This window comes from Streptomyces sp. NPDC012510, assembly GCF_042955065.1.
Classification (GTDB): domain Bacteria; phylum Actinomycetota; class Actinomycetes; order Streptomycetales; family Streptomycetaceae; genus Streptomyces.
This window is the reverse complement of record NZ_JBIBEN010000019.1, coordinates 104,768-119,206: the sequence shown is the minus strand read 5'-3', so window position 1 is coordinate 119,206 and position 14,439 is coordinate 104,768. Positions and strand designations below refer to the sequence as shown.

The window sequence follows — 14,439 nt, the reverse complement described above, 5'->3', positions numbered from 1 at the left end:
GACACCCGCACCAACGACACCCGTACGACGACGAGAGCAGTGAGAAGACCACCGTGACCACGTACGACTACGAGAAGGACGGCCCGGCGATCTACCGGCAGTCCTTCGCCACCATCCGCGCGGAGGCGGACCTCGCGGCCCTGCCCGCCGACGTCAGCCAGGTCGCGGTCCGGATGATCCACGCCTGCGGAATGGTCGACCTGGTACGGGACTTGGCGTACACCGCCGACGTGGTGGCCCGCGCCCGCGAGGCCCTGCGTGCCGGGGCACCGATCTTCACCGACGTCCAGATGGTGGCCAGCGGGGTGACGCGCAAGCGGCTGCCCGCCGACAACGACGTGCTGTGCACGCTCTCCGCCCCGGGCGTCCCCGAGTTGGCCGCGAAGCTGGGCACCACACGCAGCGCCGCCGCGCTGGAGCTGTGGCGGGACCGGCTGGAGGGCTCGGTGGTCGCCGTCGGCAACGCGCCCACCGCGCTGTTCCGGCTGCTGGAGATGATCGACGAGGGGGCTCCCCGGCCCGCCGCCGTCATCGGTGTGCCCGTCGGGTTCGTCGGCGCCGCCGAGTCCAAGGACGCGCTCGTCGAACACCCCTCGGCCCTGGACCACATCGTCGTACGCGGACGTCGGGGCGGAAGCGCGATCGCCGCCGCCGCGCTCAACGCGATCGCGAGTGAGGAAGAGTGAGCGGCAAGCTGTACGGGGTCGGGCTCGGCCCCGGCGACCCGTCCCTGATGACCGTCCGGGCCGTCGAGGTGATCTCCGAGGCGGACGTGATCGCGTATCACAGCGCCCGGCACGGCCGTTCCATCGCCCGCTCGATCGCCGCGAAGCACCTGCGCGCCGACCACATCGAGGAACGGTTGGTCTACCCGCTGACGACGGAGACCACTGACCATCCCGGCGGCTACAAGGGCGCGATGGAGGAGTTCTACGCGGAGGCGTCGGCCCGGCTGGCCGCGCATCTCGACGCGGGCCGCACGGTCGCGGTCCTCGCGGAGGGCGACCCGCTCTTCTACGGCTCCTACATGCATATGCACAAGCGGCTGGTGGACCGCTACGACACCGAGGTCGTCCCCGGTGTCACCTCCGTGTCCGCCGCCGCCGCCCGGCTGGGCGCGCCGCTCGTCGAGGGCGAGGAGGTGCTGACGATCCTGCCCGGGACCCTGCCCGAGGAGGAGCTGACCGCGCGGCTCGCCGCGACGGACGTGGCCGTGGTGATGAAGCTGGGGCGGACCTTCACCAAGGTGCGTGGCGCGCTGGAGAGTTCAGGGCGGCTCGGCGAGGCCCGTTATGTGGAACGGGCCACCATGCCCGGGGAGCGGATCGGCGAACTGGCGGACGTGGACCCGGAGTCGGTGCCGTACTTCTCGGTGGCCGTGCTGCCCAGCCAGGTCGACGCCGAGCGGCCCGAGGCGCGCGAGCGGGGTGAGGTCGTGGTGGTCGGGACCGGGCCCGCCGGTCCGCTGTGGCTGACGCCCGAGACACGGGGCGCGCTCGCCGCCGCCGACGACCTGGTCGGTTACACGACCTATCTGGACCGGGTGCCGCGGCGCGCGGGCCAGGTCCGTCACGGCTCGGACAACCGGGTCGAGTCGGAGCGCGCCGAGTTCGCCCTGGACCTGGCCCGGCGCGGTCGGCGGGTCGCGGTCGTCTCCGGTGGGGACCCGGGGGTCTTCGCCATGGCGACGGCGGTCCTGGAGGTCGCCTCGCAGAAGGAGTACGCGGATGTCCCGGTGCGGGTGCTGCCGGGCGTGACCGCCGCCAACGCGGCGGCGGCCCGCGCGGGCGCCCCGCTCGGGCACGACTACGCCGTCCTCTCCCTCTCCGACCGGCTCAAGCCGTGGGAGGTCATCGCCGAGCGGCTGCGTGCGGCGGCCTCGGCGGACCTGGTGCTGGCCCTGTACAACCCTGGCTCGCGCAGCCGCACCTGGCAGGTCGGCAAGGCTCGCGAGCTGCTGCTGGAGCACCGGGCGCCGGACACGCCGGTCGTGGTCGCGCGGGACGTGGGCGGCTCCGGCGAACGCGTCCGGATCGTTCGGCTGGCCGACCTGGACCCGGCCGAGGTCGACATGCGCACGATCCTGCTGGTCGGCTCCTCGCAGACGCAAGCCGTACGGCGTGGGGACGGCGAGGAGATCGTCTGGACGCCTCGCCGGTATCCGGAGGGGTGAGGACGTGCGGCGCCGCGCCACGGGAGCGGCGCCGCACCCTGTCGCGCCGCGCCACGGACACGGGCGCCGCACCCCGTCGTGCCGCACCACGGGTGGGCATTGCACACCGTCGGGTTCAGCGGGTGCGCAGGCGCTCCTCGACCCACTGGGTGGCCCCCTCGGGGTCGGTCGCCACGGGAACGTCCTCGGGCACGGGCGGCCTGCGCACCACGACGACGGGCAGCCCTGCCTCCCGTGCGGCCGTCAGCTTCGGCGCGGTAGCCGCTCCCCCGCTGTCCTTCGTCACCACGACGTCGACACGGTGGCGGCGCAGCAGCTCACGTTCTCCGTCGAGTGTGAAGGGGCCCCGGTCGAGCACCACCTCCGTCCGGGCCGGGTAGGGAGCCTCGGGCGCGTCCACGGACCGTACGAGGAACCACAGGTCGTCCATTGCGGCGAAGGCCGCCAGGCCCATGCGTCCGGTGGTGAGGAACACCCGCCGGCCGAGGGTGGGCAGCAGCTTCGCGGCCTCCTCCAGGGAGGCGGTGTCGTGCCAGTCGTCGCCGTCCGTCGGGACCCAGCCGGGCCGGCGCAGCGCCAGCAGGGGAACATGGGCGGTGGCGGCAGCCCGTGCCGCGTGGAAACTCATGGTCCCGGCGAAAGGATGGGTGGCGTCGATGAGAGCGTCCACCCCGTGGTCACCGAGCCATCCGGCCAGCCCCTCGGCGCCACCGAAGCCGCCGACGCGGACCTCGCCCGGGGGCAGCCGGGGGTTGGCGACACGTCCCGCCAGGGAGGTGGTCAGCCGCAGGCCGGGAGTGCCGTGCAACAGTTCGGCCAGGCGGCGGGCCTCCGTGGTTCCGCCGAGTATCAGTACGTGCATGGGAGTCCGGATCCGTTCATGAGCAGCAGTGGAGAGCAAGGCGCCGGTGGGGCGGCCGGTGCGGCGAAGGGTGGTCGCGCGGCCCAACTCAAGCACACCGGGCTTCGGCACGGCTGGACCACCGGTGCCTGTGCGACCGCGGCGACGACGGCCGCGTACACCGCCCTGCTGACCGGGGAGTTCCCCGACCCGGTCGCCATCACCCTGCCGAAGGGCCAGACCCCGTCGTTCGCGCTCGCCGCCGAGGAACTGACCGGTACGACCGCGATGGCGGGGATCGTGAAGGACGCGGGCGACGATCCGGACGTCACGCACGGCGCCCTGGTCCGCGTCACCGTGCGGCGGCTGGCGCCGGGGGCCGGGGTGGTGTTCAGGGCGGGCCCCGGCGTCGGGACGATCACCCTCCCCGGGCTGCCCCTGCCCGTCGGCGAGCCCGCCGTGAACCCGGTGCCCCGCCAGATGATGCGGGCCCACGTCGCCGAGGTCGCCGCCCGCCACGGGGGCACCGGCGACGTCGAGATCACCGTCTCCGTCGACCACGGCGAGGAGATCGCCCGCTCCACCTGGAACCCGCGCCTCGGCATCCTGGGTGGTCTGTCCATCCTCGGCACCACCGGGATCGTGGTCCCGTACTCCTGCTCGGCGTGGATCGACTCCATCCGGCGGGGCGTGGACGTGGCGCGGGCGGCCGGGCGGACGCATGTCGCCGGGTGCACGGGGTCGACGTCGGAGAGGACGGTCGTCGCCGCTTACGACCTGCCGGAGGACGCCCTGCTCGACATGGGCGACTTCGCGGGCGCGGTGCTGAAGTACGTCCGCCGGCACCCCGTCGACCGGCTGACGATCTGCGGCGGCTTCGCCAAGCTCTCCAAGCTCGCCGCCGGCCACCTCGACCTGCACTCCGCCCGCTCCCAGGTCGACAGGGGCTTCCTCGCCGAACTGGCCCGTCGGGGCGGCGCGGACGAGACGCTGGCCGCCGAGGTGGCCGCCGCCAACACCGGGCTCGCCGCGCTCCAGCTCTGCCAGGCGGCCGGGGTGCCGCTGGGCGACCTGGTGGCCACGGCGGCCCGCGACGAGGCCCTGGCCGTGCTGCGCGGCGCACCCGTCGCGGTCGACGTGATCTGCGTCGACCGCGCGGGGACGATCGTGGGCCGCAGCGGGGTGCGCTGACGCGCCGGGCCCACTCGTCACATGCGTTGTCGGGCGCGGGTGCGTGGGGCTTCTCGCGCAGTTCCCCGCGCCCCTAAGGAGCAGGGGCTGCCCCCGTGCCTTTTTCGGCCCGCAGTTGTACTTCTTCGGCCCGCAGAGCCGTCCGCTTCCAGGCCTGCGGAGACGTGGTCTTCCAACTGCGCGGGGTCTGCTCTTCCAGCGACGCGGGAGCCTGGCCTTCCAGCGACGCGGGAGCCTGCTCTTCCAGCGACGCGGGAGCCTGGCCTTCCAGCGACGCGGGAGCCTGCTCTTCCAGCGGCGCGGGGGCCTGGTCTTTCAGGGGCGCGGGGAACTGCGCGAGAAGCCCTCACCCACCCGCACCCGACAACGCACCCGGCCCCTCAGCAGCTGTGCCGCTCCCGCCCCGGCGAGTACAGGTGGCTGTCGCGGAACTGCTCCGCCCCCAGCGTCCGCCCGACCATGATCACAGCCGTGCGCAGCACACCCGCATCCTTCACCCTCCCTACGATCTCGTCGAGCGTGCCCCGGATGATCAGCTCCTCCGGCCGCGAGGCGTACGCGACGACCGCGGTGGGGCAGTCGGCGCCGTAGTGCGGCAGCAGCTCGTCCACCACGCGGTCCACGTACCTGGCCGCCAGGTGCAGCACGATCAGCGCGCCGCTGCGGCCGAGCGTGGCCAGGTCCTCGCCCTCGGGCATGGGGGTGGCCCGGTGGGCGACACGGGTGAGGATGACGGTCTGGCCGACGGTCGGCACGGTCAGCTCCCGCTTCAGGGATGCCGCCGCCGCGGCGAAGGCGGGCACTCCCGGCACCACCTCGTACGGCACTCCGGCCGCGTCCAGCCGCCGCATCTGCTCAGCGACCGCGCTGAACACGGACGGATCCCCCGAGTGCAGCCGGGCCACGTCGTGGCCCTCCTCATGGGCCCGCACCAACTCGGCGGTGATCTGGTCCAGATCGAGCCGCGCGGTGTCCACCAGCCGTGCGCCCGGCGGGCATTCGGCCAGCAGTTCACGCGGGACCAGGCTGCCCGCGTACAGACAGACCTGGCAGACGGCGAGCGTACGGGCGCCGCGCACCGTGATCAGGTCGGCGGCACCGGGGCCGGCGCCGATGAAGTACACGGTCATCTGTCTGCTCCAGAGAGGGTGTCGAGGGTCTTCCACGCGGCCCACTGGGTCACCGGCATCGCCTGCCGCCACCCGGTGAAGCCGCCCACGGGCACGGCGTGCGCCACCGCGAGCCGCACCAACGTGCCGCCGTGACGCCGGTGGGCGTCGGCGAGCAGCGCCTCTGACTCCAGCGTCACGGTGTTGGCGACCAGCCGACCGTCGTCGGGCAGCGCCTCCCAGCACGCGTCGAGGAGGCCGGGCGCCGTGAGCCCGCCGCCGACGAACACGGCGTCGGGCCGCGGGAGTCCGTCCAGTACGGCGGGTGCGTCACCGGTGACGACCCGCAGCCCCGGCACACCGAGCCGTTCGGCGTTGCGGGTGATGCGCTCGGCCCGCACCGGATCCCGCTCGACGGTGACCGCCCGGCAGGAGGGGTGTGTACGCATCCACTCGATGGCGATCGAGCCCGAGCCGCCGCCGACGTCCCAGAGCAACTCGCCGGGCGCCGGGGCGAGCACCCCGAGCGTGGCGGCGCGCACATGCCGCTTGGTGAGCTGCCCGTCGTGCTCGTACGCCTCGTCCGTGAGCCCCGGCACGGCGCCGAGCCGTAGCGCGTCCGGGGCCCGCCGGCATTCCACGGCGACGATGTTGAGGGGATCGCCGGGCGGTCGTGGCCGCGACCACACGTCGGCGGTGGTCTCGTCGCTCGTACTCTCCCGCTCCCCGCCGAGTTGTTCGAGGATCCGCATCCGGCTGGGTCCGAAGCCGCGGTCCCGCAGCAGGGCGGCGACCTCGCCCGGGGTGTCGGCGTCCGCGCTCAGGACCAGGAGTCGTCGGCCGTGGTGCAAGGCGGCGGCGAGCCCGGCCAGGGGCCGCCCGACGAGGGTGACCACCTCGATGTCCTCCAGCGGCCAGCCGAGGCGGGCGGCGGCGTAGGAGACGGAGGAAGGGTGCGGCAGGACGCGCAAGGCCTCCGTCTCCTCGGCGAGGGCCCGGCCGATGCCGTAGAACATGGGGTCACCGCTGGCGAGTACGGCGATCCGGCGTCCGGCGTGCGCGGCGAGCAGCCCGGCCACGGCGGGCCGCAGCGGTGAGGGCCAGGCGGTCCGCTCCCCCGCGCACTCGGACGGCAACAGGTCCAGTTGGCGCCGACCCCCGATGACCACCTCGGCCTCACGCAGCGTGGTGCGGGAGACCTCGGGGAGCCCTTGCCAGCCGTCGGCCCCGATCCCGACGACGGTGACGGCAGGCATCGGTCCTGGTCGTGCGGGGGTCACTGCGCGCTACCTCGTTCTTGGCGGACGGCTCTCGATCGCCTCTCCGGGAGGCAACAGGGGCGCACTCTACTGGCCCGGCGGTCGCGCACGCGCGCTCGGGTACCCGTCATGTGCCGTCTAGGGAGGTCGCGGAACGGAGCACCGGCACCTCCATGCTCGTTCACGCATGCAGACAAGGATCACGTACACATCTATTGATGCGTTCACGGCGGCACCCCTAGCTTCACCCCAGAAAGCGCTTTCCCGTCACTCCGTGCACTGCTCGATGCGACCTCGATGTAGCGATGCGGCGACGCGACTTCAGCACCGGGCCGGCGGCCGTCAGTGGCGCCCGCCCACCGCCTCGTCGAGGAGCGGGACCAGTTCGCGGGCCACGGTCGTCAGGGCGCGGACGTCCCGCTCGGCACGGGCCATGAGGATCGCCCCCTCCAGGGCGCTGATCATGAGTGTGGCGAGAGAACGCGACCGCTCCTCGGGCACCCCCATGTCCGTCAGGGCCCGGGCCACCGGCCCGGTCCAGCCGGCGAACGCGGCGGCGGCCGCCTCGCGCGTTGACACGGTGGACGCCGCGCAGTCCACCGTGGCGGCGGCGACCGGACAGCCGCCGGCGAAACCGGTGGCCTCGTACTCGTCGGTCCACTGCCGCACCATCTCGGCGAACAGCCCGCCCGGCGTCGGCTCGGGCAGCGCGGCGAGGAAACGGGCGACACGGTTGCCCGCATACTGGCCCGCCCAGCCGACCGCCTCGTTGACGAGCTGCTCCTTGCCGCCGGGGAAGTAGTGCTGGAGCGAACCGCGCGGCGCCTCGGCATGGACGGCAACCTCACGCATACCCGTCGAGGCGACCCCGCCGCGCCGGATGAGCTGGGCCGCGCTGAAGACCATCCGCTCACGCGGCCCTCGTTCGGACTTCGCCATCGCTCGACCTCCACCGCACCACGCGAATACACCGCCCTCACACTATGACCACGGTCATGACACCGACTACTATGACCGCTGTCATAGCCCCGGTGACACACGCGCGGTGACGCCCGCACAGCGCATCAGCCCGGAAAGGCAGTGCATCGTGAACGTCGATTCCGCCGATTCCGTCGATACCGTCGGCTTCATCGGTCTCGGGGTCATGGGACAGCCCATGGCCCTCAACCTCGCCCGCGCCGGCACGCCCCTCGTCGTCTGGAACCGCACCCCCGCCAGGTGTGACCTCGTCCATGCCGCCGGAGCCGAGATCGCGGCCAGCCCCGCCGAGGTCTTCGACCGTGCCGCCACGGTGTTCCTGATGCTGGCCGACGAGACCGCCGTGGACACCGTGCTGGGACGCGGCACCCCGGACTTCGCTCCGCTCGTCACCGGGCACACCGTCGTCCACATGGGCACGACCTCGGCCACCTACTCGACCGGCCTGCGGGACGACCTCCGTGCGGCGGGCGGCCGCTACGTCGAGGCGCCGGTCTCCGGCTCCCGTGTCCCGGCCGAACAGGGCGAACTGGTGGGGATGCTGGCAGGTGACGAGGACACGGTCGACACCGTACGGTCCCTGCTCGCACCCGTGTGCCGGGAGACGTTCGGCTGCGGCGCGGTACCGGGCGCGCTGCTGATGAAGTTCTCCGTGAACCTCTTCCTGATCACGATGGTCACCGGTCTCGCCGAGGCGTTCCATTTCGCCGACCGGCACGGCCTCGACCAGCGCCTGCTCCGGGACGTCCTGGACGCGGGCCCCATGGCCAGCGCCGTCTCCCGGGTGAAGGGGCCGAAACTGCTGGGCCGCGACTTCACGGTCCAGGCCGCGGCGACGAACGTCCTGGAGAACAACCGGCTGATCGCGGAAGCCGCCCGCGCGGCAGGCCTCGCCTCCCCCCTCCTCGACGTCTGCCACGCCCTGTACGGCGAGACCGTCGAACAGGGGTACGGGGCCGAGGACATGGTGGCCGTGCTACGCGCACTGGAACTCAGAACCAGGTGTCCAGCCACAGTCGGGAACGCCGGTCGGGATACGGGATCGTGAAGCCTGAGTAGAGCGGGAAGAAGTAGATGAAGTCCCAGGCGATGAGCAGGACGAGTCCGCCCGTCACCAGTACGCCCCGTCTGCGGCGCTCGGCGCCCATGCCCGGCGGACCCAGCAGCACGCCACACGAAGTCTGACCGGAGCACTAGCTGGCCGCCAACGGGAATCCCGACGGCTCTGCCAGGATTTCCGTGAAGCCGAACATGCTCCAGCGCGCCGATGACGCTCCGTCGCCCGGGCCGAAATTCGCACCTGTTCACCTGCTATCGGCACATGAGCGTTGCTCAGACTCCCGTCGACACCGGGCTCTCGAAGAACGTCTCCAGGGCCACCGTCGCATGGGTGCCGCTGACACCCTCGATCTCGTACAACCGCCGCAGGACGTCTTGGAGTTGTTCGGTCGTCTCGGTCCTGACCTTGACCAGGACCGACGCGCTGCCCAGCGATGATGTGGGCTTCCTGCAGCTCAGGGATCGCGGCGAAGCACTCGCCGGAGTCGCCGATCCATGCGGATGAGTCGACCATGGCAAAGGCCGGCACTCGTCCGTCGACCGCGGCGGAATCCACCTCGACCGTCGTAGGGCGGATCACCCCCGACTCGCGCAGTGCGGGGAGTTGGGCTTCGTTCGCCGCTGTCCCCGGCGTCGGCGACGGCCTGCTCGTCTTTGTAGCCGCCGCGCTCCTGACAGCAGCGTTCCTTGTCCTCAGCACGGCGGCGTGCCCCGGCGGCGGCGTCGGCCTCGATCCGCGCGCGCGAGCGGCCTGCGGTTCGGCCTCTGGAAAGACATGGCAACGTCGCCGTACGGATCGCGCCCGACGCCGGCGCCCTGGAGCGTGGGCACCCCGCCGACGGGCACCCCGCCGACGCTGACCCCGTCGCCCTGTCCATCCGGGCGACGGGGCCGCTTCTTCGCGCCACGGGTCAGCCTGGCGACTGCCGTCGACGCACGCCAGTGGGCCCGTACTTCCGGCGAACGCGGCGGGTCCAGGCCTCCTTCTGCGAGGCAGGTGCCTCCAACAGCCCTGGTGCGATGGAGACCGGGCTCGGAGAGGCCGGCCGTACTACATCGGTTCGACGAGGTCGGCCCGCCATTCAGGCTGCGGGTCCGCTCCCAGGCTCGTCCAGTACTCCGTCCCACGGACGATCTGCCCGTCACGGACAGTCCAGAACGATGCCGCGCGGAAGACGCCAAGGCTGTCGTGTGGCACTTCGACCTCGGAGACGACTTCATCGCCCTCGGCCACCACCTTCAGCACCCGAATCGACCAGCCCGCCGGATATTCACGGTTCACCGCGACGAAGTTTTCCCGGCCGATGATGCGCTCGAGGCTGATCGGCCACTCGACTACGACATCCTCCGCGATCAACTCGGCGACGCCTGCCCAGTCCCGAGCCTGGATCCGGTCCCACAGTCTTTCGATCACCTTCGAAGATTCCATCGACGGAGCCTCCCACAGGTGGCGGTGGCGCGGGCTTCGGAACGAAGTTCGAGGACGGCGTCCTGGCCGAGCGTCCGCAGACCACCTCCGTGATCACGCGCGTGACCTTTACTCCTCTCGCGGACCGGCAGGTGTTCGTGTAAGACGCCTCCCGGGGAGTCGGTCTGAAACGCCGGCCCTGTGCGGTTCCCCGTGTCCCTGACGGAGTGCTGCCCTTCGCCGGCGTTAGCGGCTGTCAGTTGAAGATGTCCAGGAGGTCCAGCCAGGAGCCCGGGTCGTCGGCGGGGCGGGGCCGCATCGGGCGCGGCTCCGGGTAGGTCTCCGCTGCGGCCCTCGCGCGGACGATGTCGGGCCCACCGCACGCCTCGACCGCGAAGGCGCCGAAAACCTTGGCGAAGGCGGCCGGGTCGCGGAACTCCACGCCGAACGCTCGGCCGTCCCGCAGCGGCACCCATACCACCCGGTCGGACCGTGTCCATTCGAGCACCGGCTGGTCATCCGCGGTTGACCGCCCCTCCAGCCACAGCCGCGCCACGTGCAGCAGGTGCACCTTCTCCATCGGCAGCCGCTTGCGCCGAACACGCAGTTCACGCGCCGTCAGCTCGACGCGCTGGTCCTTCTTCGGGTACCAGACGACGCCTATCCCGAACGGCACCCACAGCAGGATCCCGATCAGCGGCCAGACCAGAGCTTCGCCCCACGACCGGAGCAGCCCGCCGTCCAGCAGGTACAGGACCCCGAAGACCAGAACCCACTTCGCCGTCATCCTCCAGAACCCGCTGCCCTGCCGGTGCAGAACCCGACGCTTCCCCGTCATCGCCATGCCCGCACGCTATCCGCCGCCCCGCAGCGCACCGTAAGACCCCCCGAGATCGGAGCCCGGCGATCGCGAAACCAGTGACAGGCGAGACTCCGACACCATGGTGTTCGGCCACAGAGCCTCCGCAAAACCCGTTGGCGGAACCACGGCAGCCACTGCTACGTTTCCGGAAGCCGTGCGAGAGAGCGAGGAGGTGGTACCCGTGAACGTATCGACATGGGTGCTCCCCTCCGGGGTCACGGTCGGGCGATAGGTCGTCCGGGAGCGCCGTTCAAAGGCGCCCTCGAAAGGTACGACCATGCACTTCACTTCTGAACAGCGCCTCGACGACGCTGTCCTCGAGCGCGAATTCACCCTCGGTGAGATCCCCGGCATCCTGTGGACGCCCGCATCCGCGTCCGCACCGGCGCCGCTGATCCTGCTCAGCCCCCCTCCCCTCGGGTTGCGCAAGACGTACCCCCGGCTGGTGGCCCGGGCCCGGCACGCTGCGGCGGACGGCTTCGCCACGGCTACCATCGAGCTCCCCGGAAGCGGCGACCGGCCCCGTTGGCCCGCCGCTGAGCAGGCCCGCGCCGACCTGCGCCGGGCCATGGAGGCCTGCGAGCCGGTCAGCGACGAGATCATCGACGCCCTCATCCTCCCGCTCGTCGACAAGTCGGTCCCGGAATGGCAGGCCGCCCTGGACGCCCTCCTGTCGCTGCCCGAGATCGGCGGCCCGGTCGGGTACTCGGGGGGAGTGATCTCCATCGGGACCCGGCTGGCGGTGGTCGAGCCGCGCATCTCGGCCGCCGTTCTGTTCGCCGGGAGTTTCGTCCCCCGGGCCATGTTCGAGGAGGCCCGCCAGGTCACCATTCCGCTGCACGTCCTGCTGCAGTGGGACGACGAAGGGAACGACCGGCAGGCGGCCCTGGACCTGTTCGACGCCTTCGGCTCCAAGGAGAAGACCCTGCACGCCAACATGGGCGGGCACACCGGCGTCCCGCAGTCCGCAGGCGACGAAGCAGGCCGATTCCTCGCCCGGCACCTGAAGTGACGCCGGGCGTCAAGCCACCAGCAGACGGTATCCGTGTCGGCCAGGATGCTTCCCCCTCTGGGGCCAGGTCCCGGCCTCCTCGGCTCTTCACACACGGCCCCCTGCCGAACACTGAACCGCCCCGGGTTTGATGGAGACATCGAAGACCCTGAAGGACGCCGATCACGGCAGCTCCCCGTATGTACTCCGACGAACTGCGCGAGCGTGCGACGCGGTTGGCGATCGAAGCCCGCAAGGATCCGGCCGGCCGTGCCGGTGCGATCAAGCGCATCGCCGACCAGTTGGAGGTGCACCCCGAGGCCCTGCGCGGCTGGGTCAAGCGCGCCGAGACCGACGAGGGCATCGTGCCCGGCACCACCGGCACGGATACCGCCCGGATCGCAGGGCTGGAGCGGGAGGTGAGGGAACTGCGGCGGGCGAATGCGATATTGAAGTCCGCCTCGGCTTTCTTCGCCGCGGAGCTGTGCGCCACGAGGAGCGATGTTGATCGAGAGATGGTGAAGGACCACTTCCGCCCTCCTGCGCGAGGGCTTCGAGGTGGCCCGCTGCACGGTCGAGCGCCTCATGCATGCGGCCGGTCCGCGCGGGGGTGATCCGGGCCAAGAGCCCACGCCCACGGGCGGTCTGGTACTGTGCACGCCGTCGTTCGGGGAGCTGTTCGAGGCATGAGGAGGTGGGTTGATGACCGTCGGGTTCGGCGCTGCCGCGCGCAGTGCTTCCGCCATCCCCGCCTTCCGGGCCCGGGGCTGACGCCGCGACCCTTCGTCCGTTCAGTTCTCCGGGTCCTTGATCTCCCTCGACAAGGAACCTTTCTCTCGCCATGAGCGACTCTTCGTTTGACCTGACAAAGTTTCAGAACCGTATTGCCGTGAGCAGTGCGCCGCGCGCCGCGGCCTACCCGGCCGACTGGGTTCTCGAGAACCAGATGGGGCCCAACGCCCTCTGGCTCGTCGAGGAGCTGACCGCCGCGATGGATCTCCGGCCGGGCATGCGTGTCCTCGACCTCGGCTGCGGGCGCGCCCTGACGTCCGTCTTCCTCGCCCGCGAGTTCGGCGTCCACGTCACCGCCGCAGACCTGTGGATCGACCCGTCCGAGAACTGGGAGCGGATCCGCGCGGCCGGCGTCGAGGACTCGGTCGTCCCGCTGCGCGCCGACGCGCACGACCTGAAGTTCGCCGAGGGGTACTTCGACGCGGTGGTATGCGTCGACGCCTACGAGTACTTCGGCACGGACCACTGGTTCCTGCAGTCCCTGCTGCGGTTCGTACGGCCCGGAGGGCAGATCGGCGTCGTCACCCCGGGCACCACACAGGAGCTGGACGGCCGCGCGCCCGAGCACCTCGCGCCGTGGTGGGACTGGGAGTTCAACGGCTGGCACACCCCGCAGTGGTGGCGGCGGCTGTGGGAGTCCTCGGGGAAAGTGGACATCGACCGTGCGGACCTCCTCCCGGACGGCGCGGCGAACTGGCTCGCCTGGGAGGAGGCGGTACTCGCGGCCGACCCCGAGCGGGGCTCGGCCGGCGTCGCCGCGATGCTGCGGGCGGACGCGGGACGGACGCTGGGGCTCGCACGGGTCGTCGCCCGGAAACCCGAAGAGACGGGCGACGGCGGCGGGCAGGTCTCGCTGTGGAAGTCACCCGTCGCCGAACCCGGCGTGCTGGCCGAGCGGTTGACGCTGCCGCGGTATCCGCGCAGCGCGGCGTACGACCCGGCGTGGGTCATGGCCAACGTGATGGGACCGCACCCGCTGTGGCTGACGGAGTGGCTCACCGGAGCGATGCAGCTGGAGCCGGGCATGCGGGTGCTCGACCTCGGCTGCGGAACAGCTCTCACCTCGGTGTTTTTGGCCCGGGAGTTCGGCGTGCACGTCACAGCGGCCGACTTGTGGATAGCCCCCGGGGAGAACTGGCGGCGCCTGCGCGAGACCGACACGGGCGCGGGATCGGTGACGCCGATGCGCGTCGAGGCGCATGAACTGCCCTTCGCCGACGGGTACTTCGACGCGGTCGTGAGCGTGGACGCGTACCACTACTTCGGGACGGACGTCCGCTATCTGCCGACGTTGGCACGGTGCGTGCGGCCGGGCGGGCAGATCGGCATGGCGGCCCCGGGGACGACGATCGACCTGGACCCCGAGCCGGTGCCGGAGCACCTGTCGGAGTGGCAGACGGAGGCGGACTTCTGGACGTTCCGCACCTCCTCGTGGTGGCGTCGGCACTGGGAGCGGAGCGGGGTGGTCTCGGTGGAGACCGCAGACAGCCTGGAGGACGGCTGGCGGGAGTGGCTGCTGTGGAGCCGCACCTGCGCGGAGTTCGGCGACCCGGAGTGGACGGCCGGCCCAGCCCGGGGGGAGACGGACACGGTCCTCGGTGACGGGGGACGCGTGCTGACCCTCACCAGGGTGGTGGCGTCCCGGGACTGAGCCCTCCGACGCCGCGCGCCGCACGACGGGGCCGGGCCCCCGCCGCCCCGCCGCCGGCCGCCCCCCCCCCCCGGGGCGGGCCGCAGGGGACCACCTCCGGCGGCGGGGGGGGACTGGCGCGGGCC

General features: G+C 71.9%; 13 protein-coding genes and 2 pseudogenes. 7 read left to right on the top strand and 8 right to left on the bottom strand.

All coding sequences use genetic code 11. The annotated features are described in order from the left end of the window. Positions 1 to 53 precede the first annotated feature (53 nt). Together ACFY9I_RS30715 and ACFY9I_RS30710 are read left to right on the top strand one after the other, a co-directional pair. Entirely contained in the window at positions 54 to 686 is a 633-nt protein-coding gene (locus ACFY9I_RS30715) for a precorrin-8X methylmutase (RefSeq protein WP_391007477.1), read from the top strand. Further along, the gene (locus ACFY9I_RS30710) at positions 683 to 2,173 is read left to right on the top strand and encodes a precorrin-2 C(20)-methyltransferase (protein WP_391007475.1); all 1,491 of its coding nucleotides are present in this window, start codon (positions 683 to 685) and stop codon (positions 2,171 to 2,173) included. Before ACFY9I_RS30715 ends, ACFY9I_RS30710 begins: the two co-directional genes overlap by 4 nt. 115 nt (positions 2,174 to 2,288) lie before the next feature. Here ACFY9I_RS30710 and ACFY9I_RS30705 read toward each other — a convergent pair whose 3' ends face one another. Continuing rightward, complete coding sequence (locus ACFY9I_RS30705; protein ID WP_391007474.1) at positions 2,289 to 3,035, bottom strand: cobalt-precorrin-6A reductase; 747 nt, start codon at positions 3,033 to 3,035, stop codon at positions 2,289 to 2,291. A gap of 18 nt (positions 3,036 to 3,053) precedes the next feature. On the opposite strand from ACFY9I_RS30705, the gene ACFY9I_RS30700 reads away from it, so the two are divergent. Beyond that, the gene (locus ACFY9I_RS30700) at positions 3,054 to 4,205 is read left to right on the top strand and encodes a cobalt-precorrin-5B (C(1))-methyltransferase (RefSeq protein ID WP_391007472.1); all 1,152 of its coding nucleotides are present in this window, start codon (positions 3,054 to 3,056) and stop codon (positions 4,203 to 4,205) included. A gap of 380 nt (positions 4,206 to 4,585) precedes the next feature. Here ACFY9I_RS30700 and cobM read toward each other — a convergent pair whose 3' ends face one another. The 3 genes from cobM to ACFY9I_RS30685 form a co-directional block, all read right to left on the bottom strand. Beyond that, complete coding sequence (gene cobM, locus ACFY9I_RS30695; RefSeq protein ID WP_391007470.1) at positions 4,586 to 5,335, bottom strand: precorrin-4 C(11)-methyltransferase; 750 nt, start codon at positions 5,333 to 5,335, stop codon at positions 4,586 to 4,588. Continuing rightward, the gene (gene cbiE, locus ACFY9I_RS30690) at positions 5,332 to 6,570 is read right to left on the bottom strand and encodes a precorrin-6y C5,15-methyltransferase (decarboxylating) subunit CbiE (protein WP_391007468.1); all 1,239 of its coding nucleotides are present in this window, start codon (positions 6,568 to 6,570) and stop codon (positions 5,332 to 5,334) included. The genes cobM and cbiE overlap by 4 nt, the downstream gene beginning before the upstream one ends. 345 nt (positions 6,571 to 6,915) lie before the next feature. Next, on the bottom strand, positions 6,916 to 7,512 hold the full coding sequence (locus ACFY9I_RS30685; protein ID WP_391007466.1) for a TetR family transcriptional regulator C-terminal domain-containing protein: 597 nt from the start codon (positions 7,510 to 7,512) through the stop codon (positions 6,916 to 6,918). A gap of 148 nt (positions 7,513 to 7,660) precedes the next feature. Between ACFY9I_RS30685 and ACFY9I_RS30680 the strand changes: the two genes are divergently transcribed. Next, complete coding sequence (locus ACFY9I_RS30680) at positions 7,661 to 8,599, top strand: NAD(P)-binding domain-containing protein (protein ID WP_391007464.1); 939 nt, start codon at positions 7,661 to 7,663, stop codon at positions 8,597 to 8,599. Here ACFY9I_RS30680 and ACFY9I_RS30675 read toward each other — a convergent pair. From ACFY9I_RS30675 to ACFY9I_RS30660, 4 genes and pseudogenes are all read right to left on the bottom strand, one after another. After that, positions 8,544 to 8,723, bottom strand: a pseudogene (locus ACFY9I_RS30675) (phospholipid carrier-dependent glycosyltransferase); the annotation flags it as partial. The gene ACFY9I_RS30680 and the pseudogene ACFY9I_RS30675 sit on opposite strands and share 56 nt — an antisense overlap. A 160-nt stretch (positions 8,724 to 8,883) precedes the next feature. After that, positions 8,884 to 9,310: pseudogene (locus tag ACFY9I_RS30670) on the bottom strand (Lrp/AsnC family transcriptional regulator). Positions 9,311 to 9,661: 351 nt separating this feature from the next. Then, a complete protein-coding gene (locus tag ACFY9I_RS30665; protein ID WP_391007462.1) occupies positions 9,662 to 10,039 on the bottom strand; it encodes a nuclear transport factor 2 family protein in 378 nt (125 codons plus the stop codon). 235 nt (positions 10,040 to 10,274) lie between these two features. Then, the gene (locus ACFY9I_RS30660; protein WP_391007460.1) at positions 10,275 to 10,862 is read right to left on the bottom strand and encodes a hypothetical protein; all 588 of its coding nucleotides are present in this window, start codon (positions 10,860 to 10,862) and stop codon (positions 10,275 to 10,277) included. A gap of 295 nt (positions 10,863 to 11,157) precedes the next feature. On the opposite strand from ACFY9I_RS30660, the gene ACFY9I_RS30655 reads away from it, so the two are divergent. From ACFY9I_RS30655 to ACFY9I_RS30645, 3 genes are all read left to right on the top strand, one after another. Then, positions 11,158 to 11,892, top strand: coding sequence for an alpha/beta hydrolase (locus tag ACFY9I_RS30655; protein ID WP_391007458.1), 735 nt, complete (start codon positions 11,158 to 11,160; stop codon positions 11,890 to 11,892). Positions 11,893 to 12,071: 179 nt separating this feature from the next. Next, positions 12,072 to 12,485: a transposase gene (locus ACFY9I_RS30650; protein WP_391007457.1), complete on the top strand. Its 414-nt coding sequence runs from the start codon at positions 12,072 to 12,074 to the stop codon at positions 12,483 to 12,485. 275 nt (positions 12,486 to 12,760) lie between these two features. Continuing rightward, positions 12,761 to 14,314 (top strand): methyltransferase domain-containing protein, encoded by a 1,554-nt coding sequence (locus ACFY9I_RS30645; protein ID WP_391007455.1) that lies wholly within the window; start codon positions 12,761 to 12,763, stop codon positions 14,312 to 14,314. The last annotated feature ends 125 nt before the right edge of the window (positions 14,315 to 14,439 follow it).